Source organism: uncultured Lawsonella sp., assembly GCF_947252745.1.
Lineage (GTDB): Bacteria > Actinomycetota > Actinomycetes > Mycobacteriales > Mycobacteriaceae > Lawsonella.
The window spans coordinates 457,852-474,637 of sequence record NZ_CAMXWW010000001.1 but is presented as its reverse complement, the minus strand read 5'-3'; the positions used below and the strand labels follow the sequence as shown (position 1 = coordinate 474,637).

Genomic DNA, 16,786 nt, shown 5'->3' with positions numbered 1-16,786 from the left:
CAGGCGGCTGAGCGTGCTGGGACCCGTCACCCTTCTGGGAAGGCGATGGCTGTGTTGGGGGCGGGTTTACCTGCGAAGCGGTCGGCCATCCACCGTTGGACCAGCGGCTGGGCTTGGCGGAAGGCATCCATGTGGTTGGGGCCAATCTGGGGTGCGAACACGATGGGAAGCTGGGGGCGTGCTTTCTTGTAGCGGATGACGACGCGCTGCATCAGGCTGAGCGGTACACCGATGTCGGTGTAGGCGCCGTAGATGAACAGGGGCATCGTGGGGATGGGCCGGTAGTAGGTGAGGGAGTTCTCCCGGCCAACCTTCACTAGGTCTTGCATAGAGAGTAGGTCCGTCACACCGAACATGGTTTTGGGGGTTTGGTTTTCGGATAGTTTCAGCATCTCGTCGTGGCAGAGGGTGCGGGATTTTCGGACGATGCTCTTCCCGAGGGGGGTCATGCGCCCGTAGACGTTCATGCGGTGCGAGCCGTATTCGCGTTCCATGCCGATGAGTACGCCGGTGGCATAGCCGAAGGCGGGGTTGGGGATGTCCCCGAGTTTTTGGAAGAGGTTGACCATCCAGGGTAAGTCGACGGGGGTGCCGCCTGCGGCTGCCGCGATGATGTGGCTGTGGGGGGAGTAGAAGGGTTGCTGGGCGGCCGCGTACATGGTGGCCATGCCACCACCGGAGTAGCCGGTGAGGACAGCCTTGGAAGTGTGGAGGCCAAAGACGGTGGAAGTGGTGGCGGCGTCAACAGCATCCAGGATGACGCGCCCGCTCATGATATTGGCGCCGTATTCGCCGTTCATGCCGAGGAAGTCGGGGAGGATGACGGCCCATCCGCGCTTCAGATAGCCGAGGGCTTCTTTGTAGGCGCGTTCGTTGTGTTCGGCGTAGACGGTGCCGTGTTTGGCGTCGAGGGCGAAGCTGGGCTGGCAGGATCGGCCGAGGGAGTTAATCATGTCGTTGATGACGACGATGGGGGTGCCGGCCTTGACCTTGGTGGGGAGGACGACGGCGGCGGAGCCGGTGATGGGCTTATTGAAGGTGTTGCGGGAGGCGAAGACGGTGCGGTAGGCGCGGTGGCTGCCCAGTACGGGATTGCCGTAGACCCGCTGGGAGCGGATGAGGGTGCCGTGCTTCATGCCTCGTTGGGCTTGGGTGGTTTGGTAGAAGGCGGGGGTGGGGGAGTCGTCCCAGATGGGCTGGGGTGCTGCGGAGGCGGTGGGAGTGAGGGCAGTGGTGGTGCTGGCGACGAGGGCGGCACCGGCGATGAGCACGCCGGTGCGGCGCAGTGGGTGGTGGTGTGCAACGTTCATGGTGTATATGCTGTCATCTTTTCGCCATAAATAAGTGATCCTGTTCACATTTTTTACGGGCTTTTCACAAGAGGTGATGAGCTAAGCCATATGTACCGAGAAATGCCACGAGTGTCCTTAGCGAACTGACCCCATGTAGTGCGCGCACGACACGCCCAAACAAAAAATGAGATTGTGATTTTTCGCACCACAACGAGTGTCCTCGGTTTTTGTGAAAAACCTGAGAAAATCGCCATTAAGCCACTACATCTAGTGGTTAGGAAATATAGTGCCGCAATATGCTGCACAAACGTGTCACACCTTCCTAGTAGCTTTAGACATGCGCACCCACCAGGGAATGTAAGGGCATCCTTAGCGCCCTCCCCCGGGTGAGACCCCCGAAGATGACACACCGCAGGACACAGAAGGACACCACCATGGCGAACACCGACCCCACCACCAGGCCCATCGTCGACGTCACCTCCACCATCGACGAATACCTCGACCGCAGCGACTGGCGCGTCAACGCCAACGCCAACCAGGACTACTCCCTGGGCGGAATGATGCTCAATACCTCCGGTAAGGTCGTCGCCAACTACTGGCTCAGCAACGTCTTCAGCCCCGAAGCCGGCGCCGCCCACCGCGACGGCTCCATCCACATCCACGACCTCGACATGCTCGCCGGCTACTGCGCTGGCTGGTCCCTCCGTCAACTCCTCGAAGAAGGCTTCAACGGCGTCCCCGGCACCGTCGCCTCCCTCCCACCCAAGCACTTCTCCACCGCCTGCGGGCAAATCGTCAACTTCCTGGGAACCCTCCAAAATGAATGGGCCGGTGCGCAGGCCTTCAGCTCCTTCGACACCTACATGGCCCCCTTCGTCCGCCTCGACAACCTCTCCTTCGACGAGGTCAAGCAGCAGATGCAGGAACTCATCTTCAACCTCAACGTCCCCAGCCGCTGGGGCACCCAAACCCCCTTCACCAACCTCACCTTCGACCTCCAATGCCCCGAAGACCTCGCCAAGCAGGTCCCCTTCATCGGCGGCGAACCCGTCGACTTCACCTACGGCGACCTCCACGAGGAAATGACCCTCATCAACCAAGCCTTCATCGAGGTCATGACAGAAGGTGACGCCGACGGACGCGTCTTCACCTTCCCCATCCCCACATACAACATCGGCAAAGACTTCGACTGGGAAGCCCCCATCATGGAGCCGCTGTTTGAAATGACAGCCAAATACGGCCTGCCCTACTTCCAAAACTTCATCAACTCCGACCTCGACCCCGGCATGATCCGCTCCATGTGCTGCCGCCTCCAACTCGACCTCCGCGAACTACTCAAACGCGGCAACGGCCTCTTCGGATCCGCCGAACAAACCGGCTCCATCGGCGTCGTCACCCTCAACTGCGCCCGCCTAGGCTACCAGCACAAAGGGGACTGGAAAGGCCTCCTCGCCCGCGTCGACGAACTGATGGAACTGGGCAAAGACACCCTGGAAAAGAAGCGCGTCAAGGTTAACGAACTCATCGACCGCGGCCTCTACCCCTACACCAAGCGCTACCTCGCCAGCCTCGACAACCACTTCTCCACCATCGGCGTCAACGGCATCAACGAAATGGTGCGCAACTTCACCGACGACAACGACGACATCGCCGCCCCCGCCGGCCACGAAATGGCCTACCAGCTGCTCGACCACATCCGTGCCCGCCTCATTGACTTCCAAGAAGAAACCGGGCACCTCTACAACCTGGAGGCCACCCCCGCCGAGGGTGCTTGCTACCGCTTCGCCCGCGAAGACAAGAAACGCTTCCCCGACATCCTGCAGGCCGGCTTCCCCGATGCCCCCTACTACACCAACTCCTCCATGCTCCCCGTCGGCTACACCGATGACCCCTTCGAAGCCCTCGAACAGCAAGAGGACCTCCAGTCCATGTACACCGGCGGCACCGTCCTCCACCTCTACATGGGCGAACGCGTGAGCGACGCCAAGACCTGCCGCGAACTCGTCCGCCGCAGCTTGACCGCATTCCACGTCCCCTACATCACCATCACCCCCACCTTCTCCATCAGCCCCAAGTACGGCTACATCTCCGGCGAACACCAATACTGCCCCAAGTGCCAGGCAGACCACGACGCCGAAGTTGCCGCCGCCCGCGCCGCCGAAGCCGCCGGCAAGCCAGTGAAGAAGACCGCCGAGCAGCTAGAAGCCGAATGGGAACCGGTGGAGTGTGAAGTGTGGACCCGCGTCATGGGTTACTTCCGCCCCGTGAAATCCTTCAATAAAGGCAAGCAGTCCGAGCAGAAGGAACGCAAGAGCTTCCGGGAAGGCGTCGCCCTGCATTCCCCCGTCGCCGCACCGCGCGCCGTTTCCTCCCTCCCCGGCGACCGTATGGCCACCGCCAACGACCGAGGCTAACCGTTGAAGCAGTGCTCCGCCGCCGGGAACGTGCCCGCCTCCACCTCTTCCCGGTAGGCGCGAGCAGCTGCCGTCATCTCTGCTCCCACCTCAGCAAATACCTTCACAAAACGAGGGCGACGGCCATCCTGTGGCACCGCCATAGCGTCATACCACACCAATACCTGCGCATCCGTATCCGGGCCAGCCCCAATCCCCACCGTCGGAATAGCCAGCGTCTCCGTTGCCTCCTTCGCCACCTCCGCCGGCACCATCTCCAACACCACCGCGCTGGCCCCCGCCTCCTGCACGGCACGCGCATCCGCCAACAATCGGGCGGCAGCGTCACCCCGCCCCTGTACCTTAAACCCGCCCAGGGCATGCACGGACTGCGGCGTAAACCCAATATGGGCCATCACCGGAATACCCGCGTTCACCAGCGCGCGGATCCGGCTCGCCATCCGCACGCCGCCTTCAAGCTTCACCATCTGCGCCCCCGAATCGCGCATCATGCGGGTGGCGGAGAGGATAGCCTGTTCGTCGGACGCCTCATAGGTACCGAAGGGCATATCAGCCACCACCAGAGCCTTCGGCGCACCCCGCACCACGCCGCGCGTCAAAAAGATCATCTCATCCAAACTCACCTGGGTGGTGGTGTCGTAGCCGTACACCACATTCGCGGCCGAATCGCCCACCAACAACACCGGAATGTCGGCGGCGGCGAAAGCGCGGGCAGTGGAGTAGTCGTAAGCAGTCAACATGGCCCACTTGTGGCCATCAATCTTCCATTGAGCAAGGTCCAAAACGCGTGTCTGCATACTGACAAGTCTGCCACCTCCCCCCACAAAGGGCAGCTGAGACCTCACAAATACGCAACAACCCAGGAGGCAGGCGGCAAGCAGCCTAGAATAGGCGTTATGGCACAAGCAGGGAAGAACATTGTGGTGGGCGTCGGCGGCGGCATTGCCGCCTACAAAGCCTGCATGGTCATCCGCGAGTTCACCAAAGCCGGGCACACCGTCACCGCCATCCCCACCGCCGCCGCCGAAAAGTTCATCGGCACCGCCACCCTAGAAGCCCTCACCGGGCAGCCCGTAACGTCCAGCGTCTTCACCGGCATCCCCCAGGTGCGGCACGTCTCCGTCGGCGCCACCGCGGACCTGGTGGTCGTCGTCCCCACCACCGCGGACCTGCTCTCCCGCATTGCCGCCGGGGCCGCCAACGACATGCTCACCACCACTCTCCTCATGGCCACCTGCCCGGTACTGCTCGCCCCCGCCATGCACACCCAAATGTGGGACAACAGCCTCGTCCAGCACAATGTCGCCACCCTCCGCGAGCACGGCTACACGGTGATGGAGCCAGCAGTGGGGAGGTTGACGGGCCCCGACTCCGGCGCCGGGCGCCTACCCGAACCCCAAGAGATTGCCGACATGGCCATCGCCCTCCTCGAAGAACAAGAGTTGGCCGCCGCAGGCTCACCCGCCGCCGCGCCCGCACCCGTCACCGCCATGCCCCGCGACCTCACCGGTCGTCACCTCATCGTCACCGCCGGCGGCACTCGCGAAGCCCTCGACCCGGTGCGCTACCTGGGCAACAACTCCTCCGGCCAACAAGGCGCCGCCCTCGCCGCCTGCGCCGCCCAACGAGGCGCCCACGTCACCCTCCTCCTAGGTGCCCACGACCTCCCCTACCTCCCCGCCGGCGTGCACGTGGAACCCGTCACCAGCGCCCTCGACCTCCACCACACCCTCACTGGCCTCCTCGACACCCAGCCCGTCGATGCCGTCATCATGGCCGCCGCCGTCGCCGACTTCCGCCCCACCACCACCGCAGACACCAAACTCAAAAAGGGCACCAGCAGCGAACCCAGCAGCATCGCCCTCACCCGCAATCCCGACATTCTGGCGAACATCGTTACCCGCTACCCGCAGCTCACCACCGTCGGCTTCGCCGCCGAAACCGGCGACCTCGACCACTCGGTGCTCCAGCTGGGCCGCGAGAAATTCGCCCGCAAAGGCTGCCACCTGCTCATGGTCAACGAGGTGGGGTTCGACACCACCTTCGGCCAGCCCACCAACGCCGGCTGGCTGTTGGGGCGTGACGGCGCCGAAACCCCCATCCCGCGCATGTCTAAACGTGGCGTCGCCATGCGCATCCTCGACCAACTGAGCACCCTCCTGGTCACCCGCGAGTCCTAAGAGAAGAGAAGGCAGGCTGGGCATACTTCGCCAATTGGCTTTCCGCAAAGGTGAGCTCATAATTAAAGAGTGACTAGCGACAACACGTCCCTGCACGTATGTACCACCCCTAGCGACCTCAGCGTCCTCACGGACCAGCTCCGCGCCGACGGCCGCTCCATCGCGTTGGTCCCAACCATGGGTGCCCTCCACGATGGACATATGCAGCTCGTCCGTGCCGCGAAAGAGCTTCCCAACGCCACTGTCATCGTCAGCATCTTCGTCAACCCCCTCCAATTCGGGCCCACCGAAGACCTCGACTCCTACCCCCGCACCCTCTCCGCGGACCTCGACCTCCTGGCCGCCGAAGGCGTCGATGTCGCCTTCGCCCCCACCGCTAACGACATGTACCCGCACGGGTACCGCAGCACCGTCAACCCCGGCCCCCTCGCCACTGAACTTGAAGGCGCCACCCGCCCCGGCCACTTCGCCGGTGCCCTCACCGTGTGCGCCAAACTCTTCGGTATCTCCCGCGCCAACCACGCGTTCTTTGGAGAAAAGGACTACCAGCAGCTCGTCCTCCTCAAGCAGATGGTGGAGGACCTCAACCTGCCTATTACCCTGCACCCCGTCCCCATCCGCCGGGAGGAGAGCGGCCTCGCCCTCAGCTCCCGCAACCGCTACCTCTCCGCCGAGGAACACGCGCTGGCCCAGCAGCTCTCCGCCAGCCTGCGTGCTGGCGTTGCTGCCGCCGAGGGCGGAGCCACCCCCCGCGAGGTGGTTGACGCCACCCGCACCCACCTAGCCCAGTATCCGCAGATCGACGTCGACTACATTGAGATTCGCGACGCCGGCCTGCAACCACTGGGCGATTACGCCGACGCCACGGTAGCTGCCCGTCTGCTGCTGGCTGCCAGGGTCGGCACCACCCGACTGATCGACAACATGGGACTGATGCTCCAGCCCTGGGACTACTAAGGATGTGCCACTACCATGTTCCGAACCATGCTGAAATCCAAGATCCACCGCGCCACCGTCACCCAGGCGGACCTGCACTATGTGGGTTCGTGCACGATTGACGTTGCCCTCCTGGAGGCTGCTGACCTGTGGGAAGGCGAGAAGGTGGACATTGTTGACATCGCTAACGGTAACCGCCTGTCCACCTATTGCATTGCGGGGGAGCGGGGTTCCGGCATTATCTCTATCAATGGTGCTGCCGCCCACCTTATCCACCCGGGGGACATGGTGATCCTCATTGGCTACGGGCTGATGGATGAGGAGGAAGCGCGGAGTTACCAGCCGAAGGTCATCTTTGTGGATGAGAAGAACCAGATTCTGGAGGAGGGCTCCGATCCTGCTGGTGTGCCGGAGGGGTCGGGGTTGCTCGATCCGCGCGGCTAGATGAGGTGTCCTGCGCGACGTTTGTGAGCTGACTGAAGAATGAGAGCCCCGGTGTTATCACCGGGGCCTTTTTGCGTGTATCTCTACATTACCTGTGTGCAGTGTCCCCCAAAATGGTGCCTACACTATAGATATGAGGAACTCTCTACAATTTGTATGGTGAGAGACTCGCCACATTGTTCACGACATAGTTAGAGGGCACTTTCCCGCAGCAGGAAAGCGCCCTTTGTCTTGTGCGAAATCAGCGTAAACTTAACAAATATAGGAGTGCAAGTCGGGGTGGAAACGACAATAAATAATGGCAACAAAAACTCCGCTACTGAGTGTTTTTAATGAGTGAGAAAATAAAAAACATGCAGGACAGAGCGGAGTGGTAACAAATTTCTCTCTCATCCTTAAAAAAACTTAGGAAAGAACCTGGCTTTTGGACATTCGTCCTCGTATTGTCTTTTCTAGCATCACAGGAACATGTGATGTGACCACTAAACATAAGTCAACTAGTCAGAATTGAAATGATATCTTGAAACACGCTTTGGGAGTCGCAGCCAGTTTCTTGGCACTGGCCTGTGGACTAGGAGTAGGAGCCGCCCAAGCGGCAGACGCGCCCACCCCATCACTCCCCAGCAGTGCACACGACATCGTCACCACCAGTGACGTCCAGGTGACTGCGCCGAACAACCTCGGCAGCGCGCTAACATCCAGCCCCGGACGGGATGCACGTATGCAGCTCAATGCCCCGGCCCAGCCCGCCAGCCATATACCCTCCAGCCAAGACATCCTGTCCTTCCTCCACTCCAGCCTGCTTCTCGCCGGCCGGGACATCCTCTCCCACGGAGCGCAGGGCACCATCACCACCGCAGCCTCGACTGCCCACCACGGACAGCTCGTCGCCCTTACCGGCGTTGTTGATACCCGGAAGGACAACACCCCTCTGACCAACGCGCCCGAGTTCATCAAGAACCTCGGCGAGGACATTGACGGAATGTGGGCGGTCGTCGCAGAATCCGCATCCCGCGTCCCCGTCCTGGGTGAAATGGTCTACGACATCATCGAAGGCATGCGTCACAGCCGCTACTGGAAGAACGATTACTACCGCATCCTCCGGACCGCCTCCGTCTTCGTCGCCCTTACCGGCCTCGTCCTCGGACCCATCACCGGTCTGGCAGCTGCTGTCTTTATCGCCTTTTCTCTAGTCCTGCCGGTCACCGCACTGCTGCTCACCGGAGCAGTATTCTTCGGTATCGTGGCCCTACCCGTCGCCTTCCTTAACGGCATTGCGCTGGTCATCCTGTCCGGCACAACCTGGCTGTTGGCAGTGGGCGCAGGTATCTCCATGATCGTCTTCGGCGCCCTGCTCGCCGCCGGTGTGGTCGATCTGTTCGCAGGGTTGTCCTTCGTGTTTACCCTGCCGATCATCCCCATCCCCCTCAACTTCACCCCGATTGTGCTCGCCGCCCTCGCCGTGGTGGCCCGCCTCCTGGGTGTTGCCCTCGTGGTCTTCGGCGTCATCGTGCTGATGGCCTCCGGGCTCCTGTTGGTGGGTGTGTTCTTCGGCCTCATGATGATCCTTGCTCCGTGGCTGTTCATCGCCGGCCTGTTCCTCCTCACTGCTGCAATCTGGCTCTTCGCCTTCATCATCAGCCTGGCTATCATCGGACCCATCGCCCTTATCACCATCCCGCTGGCAACTCTGCCGTGGATGCTGGCAGCGCTGGCTGTGTTCCTCTTCGGAATGTTCATCTACGCCGTCTCCGGTAACACCAACCGCGGACCGCAGTACGAAGCCGTCAACCAGACAAAGAAGCAGAAGGAAGAAGCCGCAGCCGCAGGTCAGGACAAGTCCAAGGCCAAGGCCAAGGGTAAAAACAAGAACAAGGGCAAGAAGGCTGCCAACAAGAACGCCAAGGGCGCCAAGAGTACCAAGAGTACCAAGAGTACAAAGAAAGCCGCTGGCAAGAAGGCTGCCAACACGTCCGCACAAGCTTCTTCCCACGCGAAGAAGAACGCCAAGAAAGGAAAGAAGGGTGCTCCTGTAGCCCTCCGTGCTCAGGCAGCCATGTCACTAGCCGCCAGCCCAGCACGACCGAGCGATTACGGCCTGGCTGCCTAGCACACGGCAACTCGCGAGCGCCACGTCGTCGATGCCACCTTCATAACGCTGAGGGCACCCCACTGTGGTCCCTTCCCCGCGGGTGTCCCAGCGTGTGGGTTCCGCTCTAGTGTGGGAACGTTCCTGTCCCACACACCCCGGCATCGGTAGTCGCACTTCCTTGGTGAACACACCGGAGAGAGATCGTTGGAGAATCTCCCGGAGTGACCATAAAAGAAGACCCGCCCCGAATGAACAACTCGGAGGCGGGTCTTCTTCTGTCCAATCTCACTCGCGGTGGGGGAACAGACCAACGTGGGATGGTGCTGTTCCATTACCACAGGTGTTACTTGTAGGGGACAGATGAGCCACGGCGGGTGACATCGGGTCCGCCGCTGGCAGGGCAGAGCCTGCCACTGGGGGCGTCTTTACTTGGCAGCGTCATCGATGCGGGCTGCCACCGCATTGTGAGCATCCCAAATTTCCTGCGGCATATTCGGCAGGGACTCCAGGTGTTCCTTGCGCAGCTCCATCTCCTGCTGCCAGCGCGGCAGGTCAATAGAGAGCACGGTATCCAGATCCTTTTCGGCGATGTCGAGGCCGTCCAGCAGCAGCTCATCCTTGGCGGGAATGGTGCCGACGGGGGACTCCACACCCTCTACACGGCCGTCCTTCAGGTCCATCAGCCACAACAGAGCGCGCAGGTTGTCTCGGTAGCCCGGCCACAGGTAGTGGCCGTCTTCCTTATCCCGCTGGAACCAGTTGACGTGGGCGAAGATCGGCATATCCTGTACCTCGCCCAGGATGTTCAGCCAGTGTTGGGCGTAGTCGCCCTCGGGGTAGGCCATGAAGGGGCGCATGGACATGGGGTCGTAGCGCAGCTGGCCCTCCTTGCCCTCTGCGGCGAAGGTAGCTTCCGCACCAAGGGTGAGGCCGTCGTAGACTCCCTCGGCCAGGTCAGTGAAGGCGCGAATGAGCGGCTCGCGGTCGCGGCAGCGGCCACCGAAGATGATGGCGTCGATGGGCACACCGGCCGGGTCTTCAAAGTCGCCGGCAACATTGGGGACGTTCGCCAGGGTGGTGGTGAAGCGGCTGTTGGGGTGGGCCCATTCGTCGCCGGGCTTGCCGGAGCGCTGGTGTTCCACCGGGCGGTCGGCGATGGGGTTGCCCTTCCAGTCGAGCCAGCCGGTGACGTCCTCCGGGTAGTCGGGAGTCTTGCCCTCGAACCAGACGTCCTTGGTCATGGGGTTGTAGGCGACGTTGGTGAAGAGGGTCTTGGTGCCCTCGGCGATGGCGGCGACGGCGGTGGGGTTGGTGGTCTGGTTGGTGTCCTTAGCGACACCGAAGGCGCCGTACTCGGGGTTCATGCCGTAGAGTTTGCCGTCCTCTGGGTTGACCCACAGCCAGACAATGTCGTCACCGTAGAAGTCGACGGTGAAGCGGTCGCCCAGGGCGTCGGGGGCGAGCATCATGGCCAGGTTGGTCTTGCCGGAGGCGGAGGGGAAGCCGCCGCAGATGTGGTAGGTGCGGCCGGTTTCCTTGTCGCGGATGCCGATGAGCATGAACTGTTCGGCCAGGAATTTGCCGGAGGCCCAGCCGTCGTAGCAGGCCAGGCGGAGGCCGTGGGCGATCTTGCCGAGGAGGGCGTTGCCGCCGTAGGAGGAGCCGTAGTGGAGGATGGTGCGTTCGTCGGCGACAGTGGCGAAGAGGCGCTCGTCGTCCTCGGTGCCTTGGCCTAGGTTGGGGAGGTCGCCGGTGACATGCACGGCGTGGACGAACTGGTTGTCGTCGTCGAGGTCGTTGACGTAGGCGGCGTCGACGCGAGCCATGCGAATCATGTGGATGGCGACGGTGCGGGAGTCGGTGAGTTCGACGCCGCGTGCCCAGGCTTCCAGGGGGTTGCCGGCGGGGGACATGAGGTAGGGCACCACGTACATGGTCTTGCCTGCGGAGGCTCCGGCCATGTACTTCTTCTGGCGTTCGGTGATCTCGGCGGCGTCCCGCCAGTTGTTGTAGGCGCCCTTATCTGTTTCGTTGTGGGTGGCGACGACGGTGCGTTCTTCGGAGCGGGCGGTGTCCTTGTAGTAGCTGCGCGAGTAGTAGAGGTCTTTGCCGGCGTCGAAGATTTCGCCGTCGGCGAGGGCGTCGGCGAGAAGGCGGTCGTCGTCTGCAGCGGAGATGACTTCTACCTTGGCGGGCGTGGTGATAGCGGCCCACTCTTCAACGAATTCGTGGACTTTCGGGTTGGTGATGCCACCCTCGGTGAGGATGTCGTTTAGGGTGCTCATGGGGCTTCCTTGTGGGTTGGGGGTGATGTCGGCAGAGCGTCCAGCGGGCGGTGCTTCGCGGGGAAGGGGAGCTCGTGGGTCTTTCTCCAACCGGTATTAATTAGGGTAGCCTAACCTAACTAAACTGGCGAATTATGTTGGGCGCAGACCAGCACAAATGAGACCTTCACCACAAAAGCTCATTTCTGGGAAAGGTGACGGATTCTCCCGTGTTGCACTGGATATGACGACACCTCACCCCATCCCCGCCAACCTCGCTCCCGTCGACGACACCCCTGGCACCGCGGCATCCTCCAGCAACGTTGCAGTCAATAGTGTCGCAGGCAACGCTCCCCAAGAGTTCCCCGAAGGCGTCACCCCGCTCGACGCAGACCACCCCGATGCCGGCTCCGATGACGGCACCTATACCCTCGGCGAGCAATTCCAGCCCGACGTGCAGCCTTTCCTCACCCGCCCCCGCACCTTCAAGGTGCTTAACACCAGTAGCGACAAGGTCGTGGGATTTGCCTTTGCCGCTGGCCAAACCCTCCAGGAACACGCTGCCCGTCACCCCGTCCTCATTCAGGTGTTGAAGGGACGCGTCACCTTCCATGTGAAGGGGGAGGATGTGGAATTGGTGCCGGGGCGCATCATCCATCTCACGCCGATGCTGCGGCATTCCGTGGAGGCACACGAGGATTCGATCCTTACGGTGACGATGCTGCTGCCGCACAACGAAAGCTAGCCGCGCGCGGCACATCTAAGACGCAGTACACCTAAGAAGCGGTGCGTTGAAACCGCAGCACACATTAACGCAGTACACACAGACGCAGAGACGCACTCACCCGGCGACAGTGTGGCCGAGGTTCCACATGCCGCCGGGCGAGACATCTTGAGAGCAGCTTGATAAGCCGCGTAATAGTAGCGCCAGGCTTACTTCTTTTGGCTCTGGCGGCCGACGAAGTCATCCATGGAGGCGTTGATGCCCAGCCAGGTGCTGACGATGTCATACCAGTGGGTCGGCAGGACGCGCACCAGGCTGGTGGCGTACTGCACGAGCTTCGGGATAAAGAGTTCCGGCTGGCCAGCTTCGATGGCGTCCAGGATCTTCATGGATACCTTGTACTGGTCCAGGATGGGGAAGAGCAGCGGGACCTTGGTCTTGGCACCTTCGAACATGCCGGTGTTGACGTAGAACGGGTAGATGGTGAGGATTTGGACGGCGGAGTGTTCCTTGGCGAGCTCGTTGCGGAGGGATTCCAGCATGCCGCGGACGCCCCACTTGGTGGCGCAGTAGTCGGTCATGTTGGCGGGGCCGACGGTGCCGGCGGCGGAGGAGATGACGGCGATGTGTCCGTGGTTGCGGGACTTCATCTGGCCGAGGAAGGCGCGGGTGACGCTGAACACGCCGCGAAGGTTAATGTCGAGGGAGCGGTCGATTTGTTCGTCGGTGAGTTCGAGGAGGCTCTTGCCGGAGACCACGCCGGCGCATTGGATGAGGATGTCGACTTTGCCGAAGTCCTTGAGGGTTTGTTCGGCTTGGGCGTTGACGTTCTCGACGTCGGCGACGTTGACTTTGTAGCCGCCGGCTTTGACGCCGAGCCCTTCAAGGGTGGCGACGGTTTCGTCTAGGCGGGCGATGTCCCAGATGATGATGGCGCTGGCGCCGCGTTTTGCACATTCTTTGGCCATGATGAGGCCCATACCGCTGGTGCCACCGGTGATAAGGACGGTTTGTCCGGAGATCTTGGTTCCCTTGTTGAGGGATAGGGTGTTGCCAATTTTCTTGATGAGGGATGAGACCATTGTCGAACCATTCCTTGAAAAGATAGGGAAAGGGTCAGCGGTGTGAAACCTAGGGGACGATTCACGTGTGGCGCTTGACCTGTTGCTTTGGGATGAGCGGTGCGTGCCGTGCATCACAGCTATTGACGTTAGTGGCCTAGTTCACAGAAATGGTTAGGTTTCTTACGAAATTTTAAATTCGAGGTAATCAAGGAAAAAGTGCAGGATACAAACCTCTCTATTCACTCTTAGCGAGTATTAAATATGGCAACTTTGGAATTTTAATGGTGGGGTGACGATTCTTGAAGGTTGTTTCACAACGTGTATGTAGGGAGTGGGGGAGTCTATATAAGGGCGGGGAGTGTAGGCGAGGGGTAAGGGTGAGGGCAGGCAAGGGGTGAGGCCGAGGGGTCGGGGAGTGGCGCGCAGTAACACGCCCACGCCACTACGAGATTCTGTGAGTTAGCTCACCACAAGAGCTATGCACGAGGGAACAGGCGACCTCCCTAAACGCCCATAACACCACAATATGTAGTAGGTATCATTTAACTATTCCACTACATTCCCCACTCCGAGCACCCTTGCAGCGCTAAGCTAAACACCTAGCCCAGCACCACGAAGGAGGCGCCCAATGGCAACCGCCACCACCCATACCGGTGTGCACCTCACCCACCGCCAACTCGCCTCCGCCGACAGCCTCACCGTCGCCGGGCTCGTCCGCCTCTCCACCGTGGACTGGCCAGGCCACATGGTCTCCACCATCTTCCTCCAGGGCTGCCCCTGGAACTGCGTCTACTGCCACAACCCGGACCTCATCGACTGCCGCACCCCCGGCATCATGGCCTGGGCGGATGTCGAAACCTTCCTGCGGCGCCGCCAAGGGCTCCTCGACGGCGTGGTCTTCACCGGCGGCGAACCTACCCGCCAGCGCGGCCTCCACGACGCCATGGAACGCGCTCACGCGCTGGGCTTCCAGGTGGGCCTCCACACCATGGGTGTGTACCCCACCCTGCTGCGGCCACTGCTCCCGCTCATCGACTGGGTGGGTTTCGACATCAAAGCCGCCCCCGCCCACTACAGCAGCATCATCGCCACCGATCCGCGCAGCAGCATCGGCACGGTCGGCTCCCGCCACGCCATGGAATCCCTCGATATGCTGATAAATGCCGGCATTGACGTACAGGCCCGCACCACCCTCCACCCGGATTCTGTCGCCGTCACCGACCTTCCCGCCATTGTTGAGTTGCTGCAGCAGAAAGGGGTGGGCTCCTACCGGCTACAGCAAGCCCGTGCGGAAGGGGCCCGCCAAGAGCTACCGGACGGGCGCACTCTCAGCTACGACCGGTCGGGATGGGATGCGGAGTTTGAAGCGCTGAAAGCACGCTACAACTTCGGATAGACTGCCACCAGCAGGCAGCAGCTCACGTGCGGTCATCCCGCATCAGCTCAGCTGCCACCAGCAGGCAGCAGCCCCACTGTGGAGCGCACTCACCTCACTCACCCTTGGAGGACCGTATGTTCCAGTTTCCCGTCACCCCCACCAGCTACCCGCCCCTGCAGACCGACCAGCCACTGGTCCCTGTCGCCGGCCCGCACACCCAACAGCTGTGGGAGGCCGCTCTACCGCTCTTCCGGGACATCATGGCTATCCCGTTCATCACACAGTTAGGTGACGGCACCCTCGCAGCCCCCGAATACCGCTACTACCTGCAGCAGGATAACCACTACCTGGAGACCTACATCAACGGCCTCCGCTCTCTCGGGCGCAACGCCCCCGACGCCTCTACCGCCGCCTTCTGGAACGACGCCGCCGCCCTCTCCGAAGGTGAAGTGGACTCCCACAACAGCGAACTGGAGGGTGGCAGTGTCGCCGAGGAAGTCGCTGAGGAGCAGGGCTACCCGTCCCCCAGCAACCTCGCATACCAGGCATTTCTGCGTGACGCGTGCGCTACCCAGCCCTACGCTATTGGCGCCTCCGCCATGCTGCCCTGTTTCTGGACCTACCCGGAGGTGGCGCTGCGGTTGCTTCCCGCCTACCGGGCGTGGGTGGCGGACCATCCGGGGGAGCAGCACCCCTATGAGGAGTGGATCATGCTCTACTCCGGTGATGGGTTCGTGGAGCCGTGTGCGCAGGCCATCGAGTTGGTGGAGGAAGCGCTGTCGCAGGCAGCACCGGAGGACGCTGCCGTAGCCGTGGGCGAGTTTTGCATAGGGACATTGCATGAGGTGATGTTCTTCGATCAGTCTCGCCGACATTTTTCGTAGCGGTCGAGAAACGTTATGGCACCTCCACTTTTGGAGGTCAGACTGCGACAGTGTGGCAAATGTGTCAAGGCGCAGCGAATACCAAAAACCTCACGCCACCCTCGCATATTACGGGTAGCCTTAGAAGCATGGAATCCGCAGACACAACCATTCACGCCCCCGCCTCCACAATCGCTAGCGGCGCGAATTCCTGCAGCGCCGCCAAAGTCCACACGGTAGCCGTCACCGGCTCCACCGGGCTCGTCGGCAAGGCCCTCTGCGAAGAGCTCCGCAAAGAGGGCTATCACGTCATCCGACTGCTCCGAGAGGGTGCCCGTGGCCTCGACGACCGCATCTGGAACCCCACCAACCCCGACCCGGACATCCTCAACGGCATCGATGCCCTCATCCACCTCGCCGGTGAAAGCACGGAAGGCATCTGGACGCAGGACAAGAAGCGCCGCATCCGCGACTCACGCGTCATCCCCACCCGCAAGTTGGCGGAGCTCGTCGCCCAGTCCGACACCGTCCACACCTTCATCTGCGCCAGCGCCATCAGCATCTACGGCGATAGCCGCGGCGCTGAAGTCCTCACTGAAGTCTCCGCCCCAGGTGACGGGTTCTTCGCCGACGTCGTCCAGAAGTGGGAGGGCGCCTGCCAGCCTGCCCGCGCTGCCGGGAAGCGCGTCGTCAACGTCCGTACCGGCATCGTGCTATCCCGTGACGGCGGTGTGTTGCCGCTCCTCGTCGACATCTTTAACTGGGGCGGTGGCGGCCTCATCGGTATGGGGAAGCGGTGGATGTCCTGGATCGACATTGACGACCTCACCCGTATCTACGCCATGATGCTTACCTGCGACACACTCGAGGGACCCGTCAACGCCACCAGCCCGGAACCGTGCACCAACTCGCACTTCACCAAGGCGCTCGGCGTAGTGCTGGACCGGCCTACGGGACTCATCATCCCCGCAATTGCCTCTACCATGGTGGGGCACCAGGGAGCACGCCAGCTGGCTATGTCCGACCAGCGTGCGCAACCTCGTAAGCTGCAGGATCTGCCCAACCACGGGTTCTTCTTCCAGTACCGCACCATTGAGCAGTCCCTCTACCACCAGCTGCCGGAAGACGACTAGTT

The 16,786-nt window shown here is 61.8% G+C and carries 13 protein-coding genes; 9 read left to right on the top strand and 4 right to left on the bottom strand.

The genetic code is table 11. The features are described 5' to 3' along the window. Positions 1-26 precede the first annotated feature (26 nt). Positions 27-1,310 carry a lipase family protein gene (locus tag Q0X28_RS01995; protein ID WP_298575934.1) on the bottom strand — a complete coding sequence of 428 codons (1,284 nt, stop codon included), beginning with the start codon at positions 1,308-1,310 and terminating at the stop codon, positions 27-29. A gap of 416 nt (positions 1,311-1,726) precedes the next feature. Between Q0X28_RS01995 and Q0X28_RS01990 the strand changes: the two genes are divergently transcribed. Further along, positions 1,727-3,706: a ribonucleoside triphosphate reductase gene (locus Q0X28_RS01990; protein ID WP_298575933.1), complete on the top strand. Its 1,980-nt coding sequence runs from the start codon at positions 1,727-1,729 to the stop codon at positions 3,704-3,706. Here the strand turns inward: Q0X28_RS01990 and panB are convergent. After that, positions 3,703-4,503 (bottom strand): 3-methyl-2-oxobutanoate hydroxymethyltransferase, encoded by an 801-nt coding sequence (gene panB, locus Q0X28_RS01985; RefSeq protein WP_298575932.1) that lies wholly within the window; start codon positions 4,501-4,503, stop codon positions 3,703-3,705. The genes Q0X28_RS01990 and panB overlap by 4 nt on opposite strands. 99 nt (positions 4,504-4,602) lie before the next feature. Here panB and coaBC point away from each other — a divergent pair, with 99 nt between their 5' ends. From coaBC to Q0X28_RS01965, 4 genes are all read left to right on the top strand, one after another. Next, positions 4,603-5,886, top strand: a complete 1,284-nt coding sequence (gene coaBC, locus Q0X28_RS01980; protein ID WP_298575931.1) for a bifunctional phosphopantothenoylcysteine decarboxylase/phosphopantothenate--cysteine ligase CoaBC — start codon at positions 4,603-4,605, stop codon at positions 5,884-5,886. A gap of 69 nt (positions 5,887-5,955) precedes the next feature. Beyond that, complete coding sequence (gene panC, locus Q0X28_RS01975; protein ID WP_298575930.1) at positions 5,956-6,843, top strand: pantoate--beta-alanine ligase; 888 nt, start codon at positions 5,956-5,958, stop codon at positions 6,841-6,843. Between the two features lie 15 nt (positions 6,844-6,858). Next, complete coding sequence (panD, locus tag Q0X28_RS01970; protein ID WP_296239619.1) at positions 6,859-7,266, top strand: aspartate 1-decarboxylase; 408 nt, start codon at positions 6,859-6,861, stop codon at positions 7,264-7,266. A 520-nt stretch (positions 7,267-7,786) separates the two neighbouring features. Continuing rightward, positions 7,787-9,376, top strand: a complete 1,590-nt coding sequence (locus Q0X28_RS01965; RefSeq protein WP_298575929.1) for a hypothetical protein — start codon at positions 7,787-7,789, stop codon at positions 9,374-9,376. A 407-nt stretch (positions 9,377-9,783) separates the two neighbouring features. Here Q0X28_RS01965 and Q0X28_RS01960 read toward each other — a convergent pair whose 3' ends face one another. Further along, complete coding sequence (locus Q0X28_RS01960; protein WP_298575927.1) at positions 9,784-11,643, bottom strand: phosphoenolpyruvate carboxykinase (GTP); 1,860 nt, start codon at positions 11,641-11,643, stop codon at positions 9,784-9,786. Positions 11,644-11,800: 157 nt separating this feature from the next. On the opposite strand from Q0X28_RS01960, the gene Q0X28_RS01955 reads away from it, so the two are divergent. Beyond that, entirely contained in the window at positions 11,801-12,367 is a 567-nt protein-coding gene (locus Q0X28_RS01955; protein ID WP_298575925.1) for a cupin domain-containing protein, read from the top strand. A gap of 188 nt (positions 12,368-12,555) precedes the next feature. On the opposite strand, the gene Q0X28_RS01950 is transcribed toward Q0X28_RS01955, so the two are convergent. Further along, positions 12,556-13,428: an SDR family oxidoreductase gene (locus tag Q0X28_RS01950; protein ID WP_053962082.1), complete on the bottom strand. Its 873-nt coding sequence runs from the start codon at positions 13,426-13,428 to the stop codon at positions 12,556-12,558. 610 nt (positions 13,429-14,038) lie between these two features. Between Q0X28_RS01950 and Q0X28_RS01945 the strand changes: the two genes are divergently transcribed. The 3 genes from Q0X28_RS01945 to Q0X28_RS01935 all read left to right on the top strand — a co-directional run bounded on the left by Q0X28_RS01945 (position 14,039) and on the right by Q0X28_RS01935 (position 16,784). Further along, entirely contained in the window at positions 14,039-14,806 is a 768-nt protein-coding gene (locus tag Q0X28_RS01945) for an anaerobic ribonucleoside-triphosphate reductase activating protein (RefSeq protein ID WP_298575923.1), read from the top strand. A 116-nt stretch (positions 14,807-14,922) separates the two neighbouring features. Further along, positions 14,923-15,672 (top strand): TenA family protein, encoded by a 750-nt coding sequence (locus Q0X28_RS01940; RefSeq protein ID WP_298575921.1) that lies wholly within the window; start codon positions 14,923-14,925, stop codon positions 15,670-15,672. Between the two features lie 128 nt (positions 15,673-15,800). Beyond that, a complete protein-coding gene (locus Q0X28_RS01935) occupies positions 15,801-16,784 on the top strand; it encodes a TIGR01777 family oxidoreductase (RefSeq protein ID WP_296239628.1) in 984 nt (327 codons plus the stop codon). The last annotated feature ends 2 nt before the right edge of the window (positions 16,785-16,786 follow it).